Genomic DNA, 14,682 nt, shown 5'->3' with positions numbered 1-14,682 from the left:
GGCCGCACGCCTCTCGATGGTCTGAAAAAGATGCTGGATAATAAAGCATGACCCGCTTGACGGCTAGCGCCGTCGGAGACCCTTGCAATGCCCGACCAAGATGTACGCTTGCAACACCTGAAAGTTTGGCTCGATGAGCAACTGCCGATCCTTTTCACTCAACAGGGCTGGGGCACCGTACCCCCGGCCACGTTGACCGCCGCCAGCAGTGACGCGAGTTTCCGGCGTTATTTCCGCTGGGAAGGCGAGGGCCGTAGCTTGATCGTAATGGATGCGCCACCGCCCCAGGAAAACTGCAAACCCTTCGTGGATATTGCTTTTTTGCTGGCTAAATCCGGCATTAACGTGCCGAAAATTTATGCCGAAGACCTCGAGCGCGGCTTTCTTTTGCTCAATGACCTGGGCAATCAGACCTATCTGGACGTGATCAACGGCGAAAATGCCGACGATTTATTCGGCGATGCCCTGCAAGCCTTGCTGGCTTTCCAGCAATTGCCGATGGTCGCGCCGCTGCCGAGCTACGATGTCGCGTTGCTGCGTCGGGAGCTGGAATTGTTCCCCGAGTGGTACGTCAAGCGCGAGTTGGGCATCGAGTTCGACTCGACCCAGCAGCAACTCTGGCAACAGGCCTCCGAGCTTCTGATCGACAGCGCCCTGGCCCAGCCCAAAGTGCTGGTGCACCGCGACTACATGCCGCGCAACCTGATGCTCAGCGCACCGAATCCTGGCGTGCTGGACTTTCAGGATGCGGTCTATGGCCCGGTTACCTACGACGTGACCTGCCTGTTCAAGGATGCTTTCCTCAGTTGGCCCGAGGCCCGCGTGCGGGGCTGGCTGGAGAATTACTGGCAACAGGCCGGCGCCCTCGGCATTCCAGTCCAGCCGGATTTCGAGGATTTCCTGCGGGCCAGCGACTTGATGGGTGTGCAGCGCCACCTCAAGGTCATCGGGATCTTCGCGCGTATTTGCCATCGTGATGGCAAGCCACGTTACCTCGGTGATGTGCCGCGGTTCTTTGCTTATATAGAAGCGGTCATCGCCCGTCGTCCGGAACTGGCTCCGCTCGATGAACTGCTTGGCAGCCTGCGGCAATCGGCTGGAGCGACGGCATGAAGGCGATGATCCTGGCGGCGGGCAAGGGCGAGCGCATGCGCCCCCTGACCCTGACCACGCCAAAGCCGTTGATTCGCGTGGGTGGCATTCCCTTGATCGAATACCACCTGCGCGCCCTCGCCAGGGCCGGCTTCACCGAGATCGTGATCAATCACGCCTGGCTCGGCCAGCAGATCGAAGATCACCTGGGAGACGGTTCACGGTTTGGCGTGAGTATTCGGTTTTCGCCCGAAGGCGAGCCGCTGGAGACCGGTGGTGGAATCTTCCGGGCCTTGCCGCTGTTGGGCGATGAAGCGTTCGTGGTGGTAAACGGCGATATCTGGACCGACTACGATTTCAGCGCGTTGCGCAGGCCGCTAAAAGGGCTGGCGCATCTGGTGTTGGTCGATAATCCGGAGCATCACCCGGACGGCGATTTCATCCTGGCCGACGGAAAGGTTCACGATGGGCAAACGCCTGCCGACAACCTGACCTATAGCGGCATTGCCGTCTTGCACCCGCGTTTGTTCGATGGTTGCACGGGCGGTGCGTTCAAGCTCGCACCGCTGTTGCGCGCGGCCATGGCCGAGGAGCGCGTCAGTGGCGAGCACCTGAAAGGGCATTGGGTCGATGTCGGTACCCACGAACGTTTGGCGCAGGTCGAAACCTTGATAGAAGCGAGCGGTTGATATGTGGTGGCCAGGGACTCTGATTGGAGCCGGGGCGGGCTTTGCCATAGCCAGCATTCCGGGGGCCATGCTTGGGGCGTTGTTGGGACAGGCCCTGGATCGGCGCCTGAACCTGCAGGGCTGGGCGCAGGTACGGGAGCGTCTGGGTGGACGCCCGGCACTGCGCAACGATGAGTTGTTGTTTGTATTGCTGGGGCGCCTGGCCAAATGCGATGGGCGCGTGGTCGACGGTCACATTCAGCAGGCTCGCCAGGAAATGCGAGCCCTGGACTTGAGCGAGTCGGCGCAACGCCGGGCGATCGCGGCGTTCAACCGAGGCAAATCCGGGAACGATCACTTACGCGGTTATCTACGTCGCCTCAGCACTCAGCCGCATGCGGCGGAAGGTGTGCTGCGGGCCTGCTGGCGGATGGTCTGGGCCGATGGGCGGGCGGGGCCAGGTGAGCGTGAATTGATTGCCCGGTGGGGCAAGTGGCTGGGCTGGACGCAGCAACAGGTCCAGGCATTGGCGGGCGAATACGAACCGCAGAAACTGGCGCCGCCCAGCAGTGGCATAACGTATCAGGAGGCGATGCGTTTGCTGGGGGTTTCTGCTACCAGTGAGCCGTCGCAGATCAAGCGGGCCTACCGACGCCTGCTCAGTCGTCACCACCCGGACAAGATTGCTGGCAGCGGGGCGACGCCATTGCAGGTTCGCGAGGCCACCGACAAGACTCGGGAGCTGCATAACGCCTATCGCTTGATTCGCGAACGGCGGGATTTTCGCTAGCCCTGCGGGGGAGCAAATGTGGCGAGGGGATAAATCCCCTCGCCACATTCTGTTTCCGGCCTGATGTCTGCCGTGATTCTCATTCACCCGGTTTCTGCGGATTCAACCAACCCCGAACCCGACGAAACAGCTGCTCCTGCTCTGTCGACGGGTTCGGCAAGGCCTTGAGGGACACCTGGCTGAAAGTCGAACCCTTCAAGCGTTTGCTTGCCTGCAAGCGCTCCAGTGCCGCGTTGCGATCCAGCGCCTTGTCCATGTAGAAAATGTCGGCGGTCGCCAGTTTCAAGGTCGGGGTCAGTTCGGCCAGGGCAGGCTTGGCGGTGACCGGAGTCTGGGCGGCGACCATTACGAAGCGTTCGACTTGCGAGGGCTGTTTTTCGCTCAAGTAGCGCGCAGCCCAATAAGCACCGGTGCCATGGCCCAGCAGTACGATGCGGCGGGCACTTTGCTGTTCGGCGTAGGCCAGTGCCGCGTCGATGCGGGTGAAAATACGCTCGGCATCGGCCTTGGCGTGTTCTTCATCGGTTTGGGCGACGACCGGATCGGTCGCGTCGGCTTCTCCTCCCGCCACCTGCTCGATCGGTGCTGCGGTGGTGGCGTCAGGTGCTGCGGCTGCGGTGTCGGCCGGTTTGGTCTCCGGTGGCGTTTCCACCACGCGCGGTGCAATGACGTCGCTTTGCAGGTCTGGCAGGGTGATACTCAGGCTGCTCCACTCAACATCGGGCAACTTTTTACGCAAAGGGCCGATAACTTGAGGCCAGTCAGCTGTTTCACCGGCTCCGGGGATTATGATGACTGCGCCCTTGGGGTCGCTGGTATTGGCCGGTTTCCACAGCGCCAGGAAGGCATCGCTGCCGGTCTGTAATTGTTGCTGTTCCTGGGCCGGGACTTTTCGTTCAAGTGCGGTCGCTTCTTCCTGGCTACGCTCAAGCAAAGGCTGGCGCTCGACGGGCTTTTCCTCGGCAGGTTGTTCCGCGGCGGCGGGTGCGGCTTCGCTGGCCTGCACAGAAAAGGCACTTGGCAGGATCAGCGACAGGCACAATGCTGGCAACGCCAGGCGATAAACAGAGGGCATCGGATATTCCATGACCAGAAGTATTTCCGGCAGCCTAATGGGTTGGTCAGTATTTGTCAGTGCATGAGACTTCGATGATGCGTTTTTGCTGCCTGTGGGTTATCGGCTGTTTATGGCTTCCCTTGATGGCGTGGGCTGCGCCCGCGCCGTCGGCGCACGGGGTGCAATTGAATGCCGGGCAGCGCCAATGGCTGGTGCAACATCCGCAATGGCGGGTCGGCCTGGTATTGCAGGCACCCTATGCGCAATACGACCGGCGTTTGCAGCGTTTGTCCGGCACCAACGTCGAGTTGATGCAATGGCTGGGCAAGGCGCTGAACGTCGAGCTGACCTGGCGCAATTTCCAGGACGTGGCGCAACTGGAAGCGGCGGTGCGCGCCGGCGAGGTGGACGTCGCTCCGGGCCTGACCCAGTCCCCGAGTGGGCTCAAGCTCTGGCAGTTTTCCGATCCCTACATGCGCGTGCCGCAATTGATCGTCGGCGGGCAGAAAGGCGCCGAGGGGGTGGAGTTGGAAAAGCTCGACACCCAGGCCCGGGTCGCGGTACGCATGCCCAGCGCCACGGCCGATTACCTGCGCAGCAACTACCCGACGCTGAATCTGCAAGGTGTGCCGATGGAGCGCGAGGCCCTGCAATTGTTGCTGACCCAGCAGGCGCGATATGCGGTGGTCGATGAGGCACAGCTCGGGCGGTTGATGGTCGAGCCCGAATTCGCCGAGCTGGCGGTGGTGGGCGACATCGGCCTGCCGCAGTTGCTACGGGTGGCCACGCGCCGGGACTGGCCGGAACTGGCCGAGATCATCGACAGCGGTTTGCAGGCGATCCCCGCCAAGGAGCTGGAGCAACTGCACAGCCGTTGGCTCAAGCCGAAATACCCGCGTCTGACCGAGACTCCGGGTTTTTGGCAGAACCTGACCCTGCTGATGCTGGCCCTGTTGCTCAGCAGCGTTGCCATCGTGTTCTGGCAGCGCCGCCAGCAACGCGCACTGGAGCGCCGCCTGCGTGCCGCGCGGGAGGACATTGCCCAGCGTACGGCCAGCGAGGAAGCCTTGCGCCTGACGCAGTTTTCCATCGATCAAAGCACGGTCGGTATCCTATGGGTCAATTGGGACAGCCACGTGCGTTATGCCAACCGAGCGGCGGAGACCATGCTCGGCTATGCGCCGGGTGCCATCATCGATCGGCCCTTGATCGACTTCGAGCCCGGCCTGCACATGGATCGCTGGCTCAATTTGTGGAAGCGCGCCCGGGCCAGTGACGAAGGGCCGCAAAGTTTCGAGACCGAATGCGTGCGTGCCGACGGCAGCATCCTGCCGGCCGACGTTTCCTTGAGTTTTTTGCGCTTTCGCGACGCCGAATACCTGGTGGTTTACCTCAACGACGTGACCGAACGCCGGCGTGCGTTGGCGGCGCTGCGTGAAAGCGAGGCGCGCTTGCAAGGCATCGCTGCCAACGTGCCAGGCCTGGTCTTTCGCCTGGAGCGGGCACCCGTGACCGGCCAGATCGATTTTGCCTACATCAGCGAAGGCAGCGAAAGCCTGGTGGGCTATTCCCCCGCGACCCTGGCCCGCAGCGACACCGGGCTGCGCAGCCTGGTGCATCCGCAGGACAAGGCCGACTATCACCGTACCCAGGACCAGGCGCTGGACACCGACAGCGACTGGTCATGGCAGGGCCGCATTCTGACCCGTGAAGGCCAGGAGCGCTGGGCCGAGATCAAGGCGATCACCCGTCGTCTCGAAGATGGCGCCTACGTCTGGGACGGTATCGTCTGGGACATCACCGCAAGCAAACGTATCGAACTGGAACTGGCCAGCTCCCGGGAGCAGTTGCGCGAGTTGTCGGCGCACCTGGAAAGCGTGCGGGAAGAGGAAAAGGCGCGTATTGCCCGGGAGGTCCACGACGAGCTGGGTCAGATGCTGACGGTGTTGAAGCTTGAAACATCCATGTGTGAATTGGCCTACGCACAACTCGACCCTGGCCTGCATGAGCGGCTTAACAGCATGAAGCGCCTGATTGCCCAGTTGTTCCAACTGGTGCGGGACGTGGCGACGGCGTTGCGCCCGCCGATCCTCGATGCCGGTATCGCCTCGGCCATCGAATGGCAGGCCCGGCGCTTCGAGGCGCGTACGCAGATCCCGTGCCTGGTGCAGGTGCCGGACAACTTGCCAGCCCTGAGCGACGCCAAGGCCATCGGCCTGTTTCGGATTCTCCAGGAGGCGCTGACCAATGTGATGCGCCATGCCCAAGCGCATACTGTGGAGCTGACGCTGGTTCAGGAAGGCGACGAATTGTGTCTGACAGTCAGCGATGACGGTGTAGGCTTCATTGCCAATACAGGTCGGTCAACCTCCTTTGGCCTGGTCGGCATGCGTGAACGGGTGCTGATCATGGGGGGGCGGTTGACCCTGGACAGTGAGCCTGGGGAGGGGACGACCCTGTCGGTGCGGGTGCCGTTGCATGAGGCCTGATCGGTGGGCCGCCTGGGCGGACCCTATCGCGAGCAGGCTCGCTCCCACATTGATTGAGATGTACATATAACCCTGTGGGAGCGAGCCTGTTCGCGATGAGATTCTGAATCTGGAGAACAATGTGATCCGTGTACTGGTAGCCGAAGACCACACCATCGTCCGCGAAGGCATCAAGCAGTTGATCGGCCTGGCCAAGGATCTGGTGGTGGTCGGGGAGGCGAGCAATGGCGAACAGTTGCTCGAGACCTTGCGCCAGGTGCCCTGCGAAGTGGTGCTGCTGGACATTTCCATGCCGGGTGTCAACGGCCTGGAGGCGATCCCACGGATCCGGGCGCTGAATAATCCGCCAGCCATTCTGGTGCTGTCGATGCATGACGAGGCGCAAATGGCCGCCCGTGCGCTGAAGGTCGGTGCAGCTGGCTACGCGACCAAGGACAGCGACCCGGCCCTGCTGCTCATGGCGATTCGCAAGGTCGCGGCCGGCGGGCGTTACATCGACCCGGACCTGGCCGACCGAATGGTCTTCGAGGTCGGCCTGACCGACACCCGCCCGTTGCACTCGCTATTGTCCGAGCGTGAATTCTCGGTCTTCGAGCGCTTGGCCCAGGGCGCCAACGTCAACGACATCGCCCAGCAACTGGCCCTGAGCAGCAAGACCATCAGTACCCACAAGGCGCGGTTGATGCAGAAGCTCAACATCACATCATTGGCGGAGCTGGTGAAATACGCGATGGAGCACAAGCTGCTCTAAACTCGCCGCAATCTCCTGTGGGAGCGAGCCTGCTCGCGATGGCGTCGGACCATTCAGTATCGATGTTGGCTGACACGCCGCTATCGCGAGCAGGCTCGCTCCCACAGGGGAATGCACTGACATACCTATTTGCGACACGCCCCAACACCGCTTTTCACCCCTGCTTGCAGCTTGCCGCTTAAAACTCGCCACTGCATTTACCCAATCCCGCCATCCTTGTAGGGCGATCCCTACCCCGACTCTTCCATCCGGCTGAGGCGATTCTCTCCTGCGTCCCGATTTGCGCGGGCCCCAGGCTCCACTAGGCTTGATTCACAAGCAGTCATCAATACAAAAGGTGCGGGTATGAGCCAGGTCGATTCAAGCGCGGGGGCCAGTGATGTGCTGGTCAGCTTTCGTGGTGTGCAAAAGAGCTACGATGGCGAGAACCTGATCGTCAAAGACCTCAACCTGGATATTCGCAAAGGCGAATTCCTGACCCTGCTCGGGCCGTCCGGTTCCGGCAAGACCACCAGCCTGATGATGCTCGCCGGGTTTGAAACCCCAACCGCCGGTGAGATCCAACTGGCCGGGCGTTCGATCAACAATGTGCCGCCGCACAAGCGTGACATCGGCATGGTGTTCCAGAACTACGCCTTGTTCCCCCACATGACCGTCGCCGAGAACCTCGCGTTCCCGCTGACCGTGCGCGGCCTGAACAAGAGTGACGTGAGCGATCGGGTCAAGCGTGTCCTGAGCATGGTCCAACTGGACAGCTTCGCCCAGCGCTACCCGGCGCAATTGTCCGGCGGCCAGCAACAACGGGTGGCGCTGGCCCGGGCATTGGTATTCGAGCCGCAATTGGTGCTGATGGATGAACCCCTCGGTGCGTTGGACAAGCAACTGCGCGAACACATGCAGATGGAAATCAAGCACCTGCACCAGCGCCTTGGCGTGACCGTGGTCTACGTGACCCATGACCAGGGCGAAGCCCTGACCATGTCCGACCGCGTGGCGGTATTCCACCAGGGCGAAATCCAGCAGATCGCTCCACCACGCACACTGTATGAAGAGCCGAAAAACACCTTCGTTGCCAACTTCATCGGCGAGAACAACCGCCTCAACGGCCGCCTGCACAGCCACACCGGCGACCGTTGCATGGTTGAGCTGGGGCGCGGCGAGAAGGTCGAGGCGCTGGCGGTGAATGTCGGCAAGCCCGGCGAGCCGGTAACCCTGTCGATCCGCCCGGAGCGGGTGAGCCTCAACGGCGCAAGCGAACAATGTGTCAACCGCTTCTCAGGGAGGGTGGCGGAATTCATCTATCTGGGCGACCACGTCCGCGTTCGCCTGGAAGTCTGCGGCAAGAACGACTTCTTCGTGAAACAACCGATTGCCGAGCTCGATCCCGGGCTCGCCGTCGGGGACGTGGTTCCGCTTGGCTGGCAAGTCGAGCACGTGCGTGCGCTCGATCCCCTTCTAGAGGCGAATTGATCGCCCCCTGCTGTACCAACACCAACCCTGCACGTGGAGAGAACAATAAATGTTGAGATCCCTGAAGTTCACAGCCCTGACCCTGGGCATGATGGGTGCGGCAAGCGCGATGGCGGCGGGCCCGGACCTGACCGTGGTGTCTTTCGGCGGGGCGAACAAGGCGGCTCAGGTCAAAGCCTTCTACGCACCGTGGGAAGCGGCCGGTAATGGCAAGATCGTAGCTGGCGAGTACAACGGTGAAATGGCCAAGGTCAAGGCCATGGTCGACACCAAGAGCGTTTCCTGGGATTTGGTGGAAGTCGAGTCTCCGGAATTGTCCCGTGGTTGTGACGAAGACATGTTCGAACAACTCGATCCGGCCCTGTTCGGCAAGGCCGAAGACTACGTCAAGGGCGCCATCCAGCCTTGCGGCGTAGGTTTCTTCGTGTGGTCGACCGTGTTGGCCTACAACGCCGACAAACTGAAAACCGCACCGACCAGTTGGGCAGACTTCTGGGACACCAAGCAATTCCCAGGCAAGCGCGGCCTGCGCAAAGGCGCCAAGTACACCCTGGAATTCGCCTTGATGGCCGACGGTGTCGCGCCGAAAGACGTCTACAAAGTGCTGGCCGGCAAAGACGGCCAGGACCGTGCGTTCAAGAAGCTCGACGAACTCAAGCCGAGCATCCAGTGGTGGGAGGCCGGCGCTCAGCCGCCGCAGTACCTGGCCTCCGGTGACGTGGTCATGAGCTCGGCCTACAACGGCCGGATCGCTGCGGTCCAGAAAGAAAGCAACCTGAAAGTGGTGTGGAACGGCGGCATCTACGACTTCGACGCTTGGGCTATTCCGCGCGGCCTGGACAAGACTCGCGCAGAAGCGGCGAAGAAATTCATCGCCTTCTCCGTAGCACCGCAGCAGCAGAAGACCTACTCGGAAAACATCGCCTACGGCCCGGCCAACACCCAGGCAGTCCCGTTGCTGGCCAAGGATGTCCTGACCAACATGCCGACCACCCCGGAAAACATCGCCAACCAGGTGCAGATCGACGTCAGCTTCTGGGCTGACAACGGTGAGCAACTGGAGCAGCGCTTCAACTCCTGGGCTGCGAAGTAACCACTGACGGTTGTAGAAGAGCTTGTGTGGGAGCGGGCTTGCTCGCGAAGGCGTCATCACTTTCAACATGAATGTTGGCTGACATACCGCTTTCGCGAGCAAGCCCGCTCCCACAGGTTCTTGCCTCAGTTGGATGTTTCAAAAGAACAGAGGCGGCCCGCCGCCCCTGTAACGATCAAAAAGATTTGCGGAGTTCGCCATGGCCATCGCCGTTCCACTGAACGCGGGCACCAGCCCCACCCTGAAGCAGCGGCTCAAGCACGCCGAGCGGGTCAACCGCTGGAAGGCCCAGGCCTTGATCGCGCCGCTGGTGCTGTTTCTGTTGCTGGTGTTCCTGGTGCCGATCGTGGCGCTGCTGTTCAAAAGTGTCAGCAACCCGGAAGTGGTGGGTGCCATGCCGCGTACCGTCGCTGCCGTCGCTACATGGGACGGACGCGGGTTGCCGGGCGAGCCGGTGTACAAGGCTGCCAGTGAAGACCTGGCCGAAGCCCGCAAGAATCAGACCCTGGGCGACTTGTCCAAGCGCCTGAACATGGAACTGGCCGGCTATCGCAGCTTGCTGACCAAGACCGCTCGGGCGTTGCCGTTCGCCACCGAGCCGACCTCTTATAAAGAAGCCTTGGAAAACCTCGATGAGCGTTGGGGCGACCCGGCGTACTGGCAGGTGATCCGCCGTAACACCAGCGACGTCACCCCGTATTACCTGCTGGCGGCCGTCGATCACCGCATCGATGACCTCGGCGAGCTGGCACCGGCCACTCCCGACCAGGCGATTTACCTGGATATCTTCACCCGCACGTTCTGGATGGGCCTGGTGATTACCGCGATCTGCCTGGTGCTGGCTTATCCGTTGGCCTACTTGCTGGCGAATCTGCCATCACGCCAAAGCAACCTGTTGATGATCCTGGTGCTGCTGCCGTTCTGGACCTCGATCCTGGTGCGGGTGGCTGCGTGGATCGTGCTGCTGCAATCGGGCGGCTTGATCAATAGTGCCCTGATGGCCATGGGCGTCATCGATAAGCCCCTGGAACTGGTGTTCAACCGCACCGGTGTCTACATCTCCATGGTCCACATTCTGCTGCCATTCATGATCCTGCCGATCTACAGCGTGATGAAAGGTATCTCGCCTACTTATATGCGGGCGGCGATTTCCCTGGGGTGTCATCCGTTCGCCAGTTTCTGGCGGGTGTACTTCCCGCAGACCTATGCCGGTGTCGGCGCCGGTTGCCTGTTGGTGTTCATCCTTGCCATCGGCTACTACATCACGCCGGCGTTGCTGGGTAGCCCGAACGATCAGATGGTCAGCTACTTCGTCGCGTTCTACACCAACACCAGCATTAACTGGGGCATGGCCACGGCGCTCGGCGGGCTGCTGTTGTTGGCGACCGTCGTGCTTTACCTGATTTACAACCGGCTGGTGGGCGCCAGTCGCCTGCGCCTGAGCTAAGGGGAGATCGAAATGCTGAGTCCTTACATGTCTCCCGTCGAACGGGTGTGGTTCTACACCTTGCGCGCCCTCTGTGGGCTGATCCTGTTGTTCCTGATCCTGCCGGTGCTGGTGATCATTCCGCTGTCGTTCAACTCCGGCAGCTTCCTGGTGTACCCGCTGCAAGGTTTTTCGCTGCAGTGGTATCACGATTTCTTCGCTTCGGCCGAATGGATGCGGGCGCTGAAGAACAGCATCATCGTGGCCCCGGCGGCGACGTTGCTGGCGATGATCTTCGGCACGCTGGCGGCCATCGGCCTGACCCGTGGCGACTTCCCGGGCAAGGCGTTGGTGATGGCCCTGGTGATCTCGCCGATGGTGGTGCCGGTGGTGATCATCGGCGTCGCCAGCTACCTGTTTTTCGCGCCACTGGGGATGGGCAACAGTTTCGTCTCGCTGATCGTGGTCCACGCCGTGCTGGGTGTGCCGTTCGTGATCATCACGGTGTCGGCGACCCTTCAGGGTTTCAACCACAATTTGGTTCGGGCCGCTGCCAGCCTTGGCGCATCGCCGCTGACAGCGTTTCGTCGGGTGACCTTGCCGTTGATCGCCCCCGGTGTGATCTCCGGTGCGTTGTTCGCCTTCGCGACGTCGTTCGATGAAGTGGTAGTGACCCTGTTCCTGGCCGGTCCCGAGCAGGCAACCCTGCCACGGCAGATGTTCAGTGGTATCCGCGAAAACCTCAGCCCTACCATTGCCGCCGCCGCGACGCTGCTGATCGCCTTCTCGGTGATTTTGCTGCTGACCCTGGAGTGGTTGCGTGGGCGGAGCGAGAAGCTGCGTACCGCCCAGGTCTGACGGTCAGCGGTGTACCCTGTGGGAGCGAGCCTGCTCGCGATAACGGAGTGTCAGTCGATAAAAATGTCGAATGCTCTACCGCCATCGCGAGCAGGCTCGCTCCCACAGGAAATTTGCGCTGTATTCATGGGCTGAATGGCAGACAACCTTGAATACCGAGCTATCCTTGTGCCAGCCCATACTCGAATAAGAGGCCGCGCACATGAGTCTTTCCTCATTCAAGATCGCCCATAAACTGATCACCGGCGCCGCTGCCATCGAGCAACTGGCCGCCGAGTTGACGCGGCTGGACGTCGACAACCCACTGATCGTGACCGATGCGGCGTTGGTCAAGTCCGGCACCGTGGAGCTGGCCCTGCAACACCTGGGCGGACGGGACTACGAGATTTTCGACAGGGTCATGCCGGACCCGGAAATCGCCATTGTCGAAGACTGCATGCAAGCCTACCGCGACGGCGGCCATGATGGGCTGATCGGCCTGGGTGGCGGCAGTGCCATCGACATCGCCAAGTGCGTCGGGGTCTATGCCGGTTACCACGGCGAGCTGCAGGACATGTTCGGCGTCGATCAGGTGCCGCGCAAAGGCCCGCCCATGATTGCCATCCCCACCACGGCCGGGACCGGTTCGGAAGTCACCAACGTGGCGATCCTTTCCGACAAGGCCGCACAGCTGAAAAAAGGCATCGTCAGCGATTACCTGTTGCCGGACGTGGCGCTGGTCAGCCCGCAGATGACCCTCACCTGTCCGCGCAGCGTAACGGCTGCCAGTGGCGTCGATGCGTTGGTGCATGCCATCGAGGCTTACCTGTCGCTCAATGCCTCGCCAATCACCGATGCCCTGGCCATTGGCGCGATCAAACTGATCACCCGGGCATTGCCCAAGGCCTATGCCAACCCGTCTCATCTGCAAGCCCGTGAGGACATGGCCACCGCCAGCCTGATGGCCGGCATGGCATTCGGTAATGCCGGGGTCGGGGCGGTGCATGCGCTGGCCTATCCGTTGGGCGGGCGCTTCCACGTTTCCCATGGCGTCGCAAACGCCTTGTTGCTGCCGTATGTCATGGCGTGGAACAAAATGGCGTGCGTGGAGCGCATGCGCGACATCGCCGAGGCCATGGGGCTCAAGACCGCACACCTGAGCGATCTTGAAGCTGCCGACGAAGCTGTGGAGGCCATGGTCGCGCTATGCGCCGCGGTGCAAATCCCCAATGGCCTGAGCAGTCTGGGTGTGACCGTGGATGTCATCCCCGCCATGGCGGTGGAAGCCGCTGGGATCGAGCGCTTGATGCGCAACAATCCGCGCCAACTGAGCGCCGCCGATATCGAGGAGATCTACCGCGCGGCGTATTGATCGACTGTCACGGTGGGCGCGCCAAATCTTGAGGTATACAATGCGCGCCATCGTGATTTCGCTCAAAACAGGTGCGTCATGCAGCCCTTCGCTATTGCTCCGTCGATTCTCTCCGCCGACTTCGCCCGTCTGGGCGAGGAAGTGGACAACGTTCTGGCCGCCGGGGCCGACATCGTGCACTTCGATGTGATGGACAACCACTACGTGCCCAACCTGACCATCGGCCCGATGGTCTGCGCGGCGCTGCGCAAGTACGGCGTCACCGCGCCGATCGACGCGCACTTGATGGTCAGCCCGGTGGACCGCATTGTCGGGGACTTCATCGAAGCCGGCGCCACCTACATCACTTTCCACCCTGAAGCCACGCTGCACATCGATCGCTCCCTGCAGTTGATCCGCGAAGGCGGTTGCAAGTCTGGTCTGGTGTTCAACCCCGCGACACCGCTGGACGTGCTCGAGTACGTGATGGACAAGGTCGACATGATCCTGCTGATGAGCGTCAACCCTGGCTTCGGTGGGCAGAAATTCATCCCCGGCACCCTCGATAAACTGCGCAAGGCCCGGGCGCTGATCGATGCCTCGGGCCGGGATATCCGCCTGGAGATCGACGGTGGCGTGAACGTGAACAACATCCGCGAGATCGCTGCGGCGGGTGCTGATACCTTTGTCGCAGGCTCGGCGATCTTCAATGCCCCGGATTACAAAGAGGTCATTGAAAAGATGCGCGCCGAATTGGCACTGGCTCGCCCATGAGCGGCTTCGAGCAGCTGTTCCCCGGCAGCCTGCCGCGTCTGGTGATGTTCGACCTCGATGGCACTCTGGTCGATTCGGTCCCGGACCTTGCGGCGGCCGTGGACCACATGCTGCTTAAGCTCGGCCGCCCGCCGGCCGGTCTCGACGCTGTGCGTCAGTGGGTCGGCAATGGTGCGCCCATGTTGGTGCGCCGGGCCCTGGCCAATCACATCGATGCCCAAGGCGTCGATGAGGTCGAGGCTGAGCGGGCGCTGGAGCTGTTCAATGAAGCCTATGAGGGCAATCACGAATTGACGGTGGTCTACCCCGGTGTGCGCTCCACCCTCAAATGGCTGCAAAAGCAAGGCGTGGAAATGGCGCTGATCACCAACAAGCCGGAGCGCTTCGTCGCGCCGCTGTTGGATCAGATGAAAATCGGCCGTTATTTCCGCTGGATCATCGGCGGCGATACCTTGCCACAGAAAAAGCCCGATCCGGCCGCGCTGTTTTTCGTGATGAAAATGGCCAACATCCCAGCCTCCCAATCGTTGTTCGTCGGCGACTCGCGCAGCGATGTGCTGGCGGCGAAAGCGGCTGGAGTCAAATGCGTGGCGCTGAGTTATGGCTATAACCATGGCCGGCCGATCGCCGAAGAGTTTCCGACGCTGGTGATCGACGATCTGCGCCTTTTAATTCCCGGTTGCCTGGACCCTGCCGCTGAGATAACGTTGCCCGACGCTGTTCAATCCTCTTCTGGAAACGCCATCGTGGTGGTCACTCGCAAACTCTGGATGAAAGTCATGAAGGCCCTGGCCCGCTGGCGTTGGCGCGCCTGACGTGATCCTGGCCGGTTATCCGGCGCGTTTGCATACCTGACTGTCAGCTCCTCTTGCCACGAGGCACCC

At 61.6% G+C, this 14,682-nt stretch carries 13 protein-coding genes; 12 read left to right on the top strand and 1 reads right to left on the bottom strand.

The features are described from left to right. The first annotated feature begins 87 nt into the window (after positions 1-87). Genes PSH86_RS27685 through PSH86_RS27675 form a run of 3 tightly spaced genes read left to right on the top strand, consistent with a single transcriptional unit; the run spans position 88 to position 2,550 of the window. On the top strand, positions 88-1,113 hold the full coding sequence (locus tag PSH86_RS27685) for an aminoglycoside phosphotransferase family protein (protein WP_109754973.1): 1,026 nt from the start codon (positions 88-90) through the stop codon (positions 1,111-1,113). Continuing rightward, positions 1,110-1,781 (top strand): N-acetylmuramate alpha-1-phosphate uridylyltransferase MurU, encoded by a 672-nt coding sequence (gene murU / locus PSH86_RS27680; RefSeq protein ID WP_109754972.1) that lies wholly within the window; start codon positions 1,110-1,112, stop codon positions 1,779-1,781. Before PSH86_RS27685 ends, murU begins: the two co-directional genes overlap by 4 nt. Position 1,782: 1 nt before the next feature. Beyond that, positions 1,783-2,550, top strand: coding sequence for a TerB family tellurite resistance protein (locus tag PSH86_RS27675; protein WP_109754971.1), 768 nt, complete (start codon positions 1,783-1,785; stop codon positions 2,548-2,550). 79 nt (positions 2,551-2,629) lie between these two features. Here PSH86_RS27675 and PSH86_RS27670 read toward each other — a convergent pair whose 3' ends face one another. Then, positions 2,630-3,625, bottom strand: a complete 996-nt coding sequence (locus PSH86_RS27670) for an alpha/beta hydrolase family protein (RefSeq protein ID WP_305486279.1) — start codon at positions 3,623-3,625, stop codon at positions 2,630-2,632. A gap of 74 nt (positions 3,626-3,699) precedes the next feature. Here PSH86_RS27670 and PSH86_RS27665 point away from each other — a divergent pair, with 74 nt between their 5' ends. The 9 genes from PSH86_RS27665 to PSH86_RS27625 all read left to right on the top strand — a co-directional run bounded on the left by PSH86_RS27665 (position 3,700) and on the right by PSH86_RS27625 (position 14,613). Then, complete coding sequence (locus tag PSH86_RS27665; protein ID WP_116833596.1) at positions 3,700-6,096, top strand: transporter substrate-binding domain-containing protein; 2,397 nt, start codon at positions 3,700-3,702, stop codon at positions 6,094-6,096. Positions 6,097-6,217: 121 nt separating this feature from the next. Next, complete coding sequence (locus PSH86_RS27660) at positions 6,218-6,847, top strand: response regulator transcription factor (protein ID WP_109754968.1); 630 nt, start codon at positions 6,218-6,220, stop codon at positions 6,845-6,847. A 345-nt stretch (positions 6,848-7,192) separates the two neighbouring features. Next, positions 7,193-8,317: an ABC transporter ATP-binding protein gene (locus PSH86_RS27655; RefSeq protein WP_109754967.1), complete on the top strand. Its 1,125-nt coding sequence runs from the start codon at positions 7,193-7,195 to the stop codon at positions 8,315-8,317. Positions 8,318-8,366: 49 nt separating this feature from the next. Beyond that, positions 8,367-9,410, top strand: a complete 1,044-nt coding sequence (locus PSH86_RS27650) for an ABC transporter substrate-binding protein (RefSeq protein ID WP_116833594.1) — start codon at positions 8,367-8,369, stop codon at positions 9,408-9,410. Positions 9,411-9,609: 199 nt separating this feature from the next. Next, entirely contained in the window at positions 9,610-10,857 is a 1,248-nt protein-coding gene (locus PSH86_RS27645; RefSeq protein ID WP_109754966.1) for an ABC transporter permease, read from the top strand. Positions 10,858-10,869: 12 nt separating this feature from the next. After that, positions 10,870-11,694, top strand: coding sequence for an ABC transporter permease (locus tag PSH86_RS27640; RefSeq protein WP_305486271.1), 825 nt, complete (start codon positions 10,870-10,872; stop codon positions 11,692-11,694). Between the two features lie 202 nt (positions 11,695-11,896). Next, positions 11,897-13,045: an iron-containing alcohol dehydrogenase gene (locus tag PSH86_RS27635; RefSeq protein WP_109754964.1), complete on the top strand. Its 1,149-nt coding sequence runs from the start codon at positions 11,897-11,899 to the stop codon at positions 13,043-13,045. Positions 13,046-13,123: 78 nt separating this feature from the next. Further along, positions 13,124-13,798, top strand: coding sequence for a ribulose-phosphate 3-epimerase (gene rpe, locus PSH86_RS27630; RefSeq protein WP_109754963.1), 675 nt, complete (start codon positions 13,124-13,126; stop codon positions 13,796-13,798). Continuing rightward, the gene (locus tag PSH86_RS27625; protein WP_116833593.1) at positions 13,795-14,613 is read left to right on the top strand and encodes a phosphoglycolate phosphatase; all 819 of its coding nucleotides are present in this window, start codon (positions 13,795-13,797) and stop codon (positions 14,611-14,613) included. Before rpe ends, PSH86_RS27625 begins: the two co-directional genes overlap by 4 nt. The last annotated feature ends 69 nt before the right edge of the window (positions 14,614-14,682 follow it).

Origin of the sequence: Pseudomonas sp. FP2300 (genome assembly GCF_030687595.1) — a bacterium.
In the GTDB taxonomy this organism is placed as follows: Bacteria; Pseudomonadota; Gammaproteobacteria; order Pseudomonadales; family Pseudomonadaceae; genus Aquipseudomonas; species Aquipseudomonas bijieensis.
The sequence above is the reverse complement of the archived record's forward strand: the minus strand, read 5'-3'. Positions and strand labels throughout refer to the sequence as shown.

Bases quoted from the DNA above. Each gene is read 5' to 3' on its own strand.
- PSH86_RS27685 (WP_109754973.1), top strand. From the start codon at position 88: ATGCCCGACCAAGATGTACGCTTGCAACACCTGAAAGTTTGGCTCGAT.
- murU (WP_109754972.1), top strand. From the start codon at position 1,110: ATGAAGGCGATGATCCTGGCGGCGGGCAAGGGCGAGCGCATGCGCCCC.
- PSH86_RS27675 (WP_109754971.1), top strand. From the start codon at position 1,783: ATGTGGTGGCCAGGGACTCTGATTGGAGCCGGGGCGGGCTTTGCCATA.
- PSH86_RS27670 (WP_305486279.1), bottom strand. From the start codon at position 3,625: ATGCCCTCTGTTTATCGCCTGGCGTTGCCAGCATTGTGCCTGTCGCTG.
- PSH86_RS27665 (WP_116833596.1), top strand. From the start codon at position 3,700: ATGATGCGTTTTTGCTGCCTGTGGGTTATCGGCTGTTTATGGCTTCCC.
- PSH86_RS27655 (WP_109754967.1), top strand. From the start codon at position 7,193: ATGAGCCAGGTCGATTCAAGCGCGGGGGCCAGTGATGTGCTGGTCAGC.
- PSH86_RS27650 (WP_116833594.1), top strand. From the start codon at position 8,367: ATGTTGAGATCCCTGAAGTTCACAGCCCTGACCCTGGGCATGATGGGT.
- PSH86_RS27645 (WP_109754966.1), top strand. From the start codon at position 9,610: ATGGCCATCGCCGTTCCACTGAACGCGGGCACCAGCCCCACCCTGAAG.
- PSH86_RS27640 (WP_305486271.1), top strand. From the start codon at position 10,870: ATGCTGAGTCCTTACATGTCTCCCGTCGAACGGGTGTGGTTCTACACC.
- PSH86_RS27635 (WP_109754964.1), top strand. From the start codon at position 11,897: ATGAGTCTTTCCTCATTCAAGATCGCCCATAAACTGATCACCGGCGCC.
- rpe (WP_109754963.1), top strand. From the start codon at position 13,124: ATGCAGCCCTTCGCTATTGCTCCGTCGATTCTCTCCGCCGACTTCGCC.
- PSH86_RS27625 (WP_116833593.1), top strand. From the start codon at position 13,795: ATGAGCGGCTTCGAGCAGCTGTTCCCCGGCAGCCTGCCGCGTCTGGTG.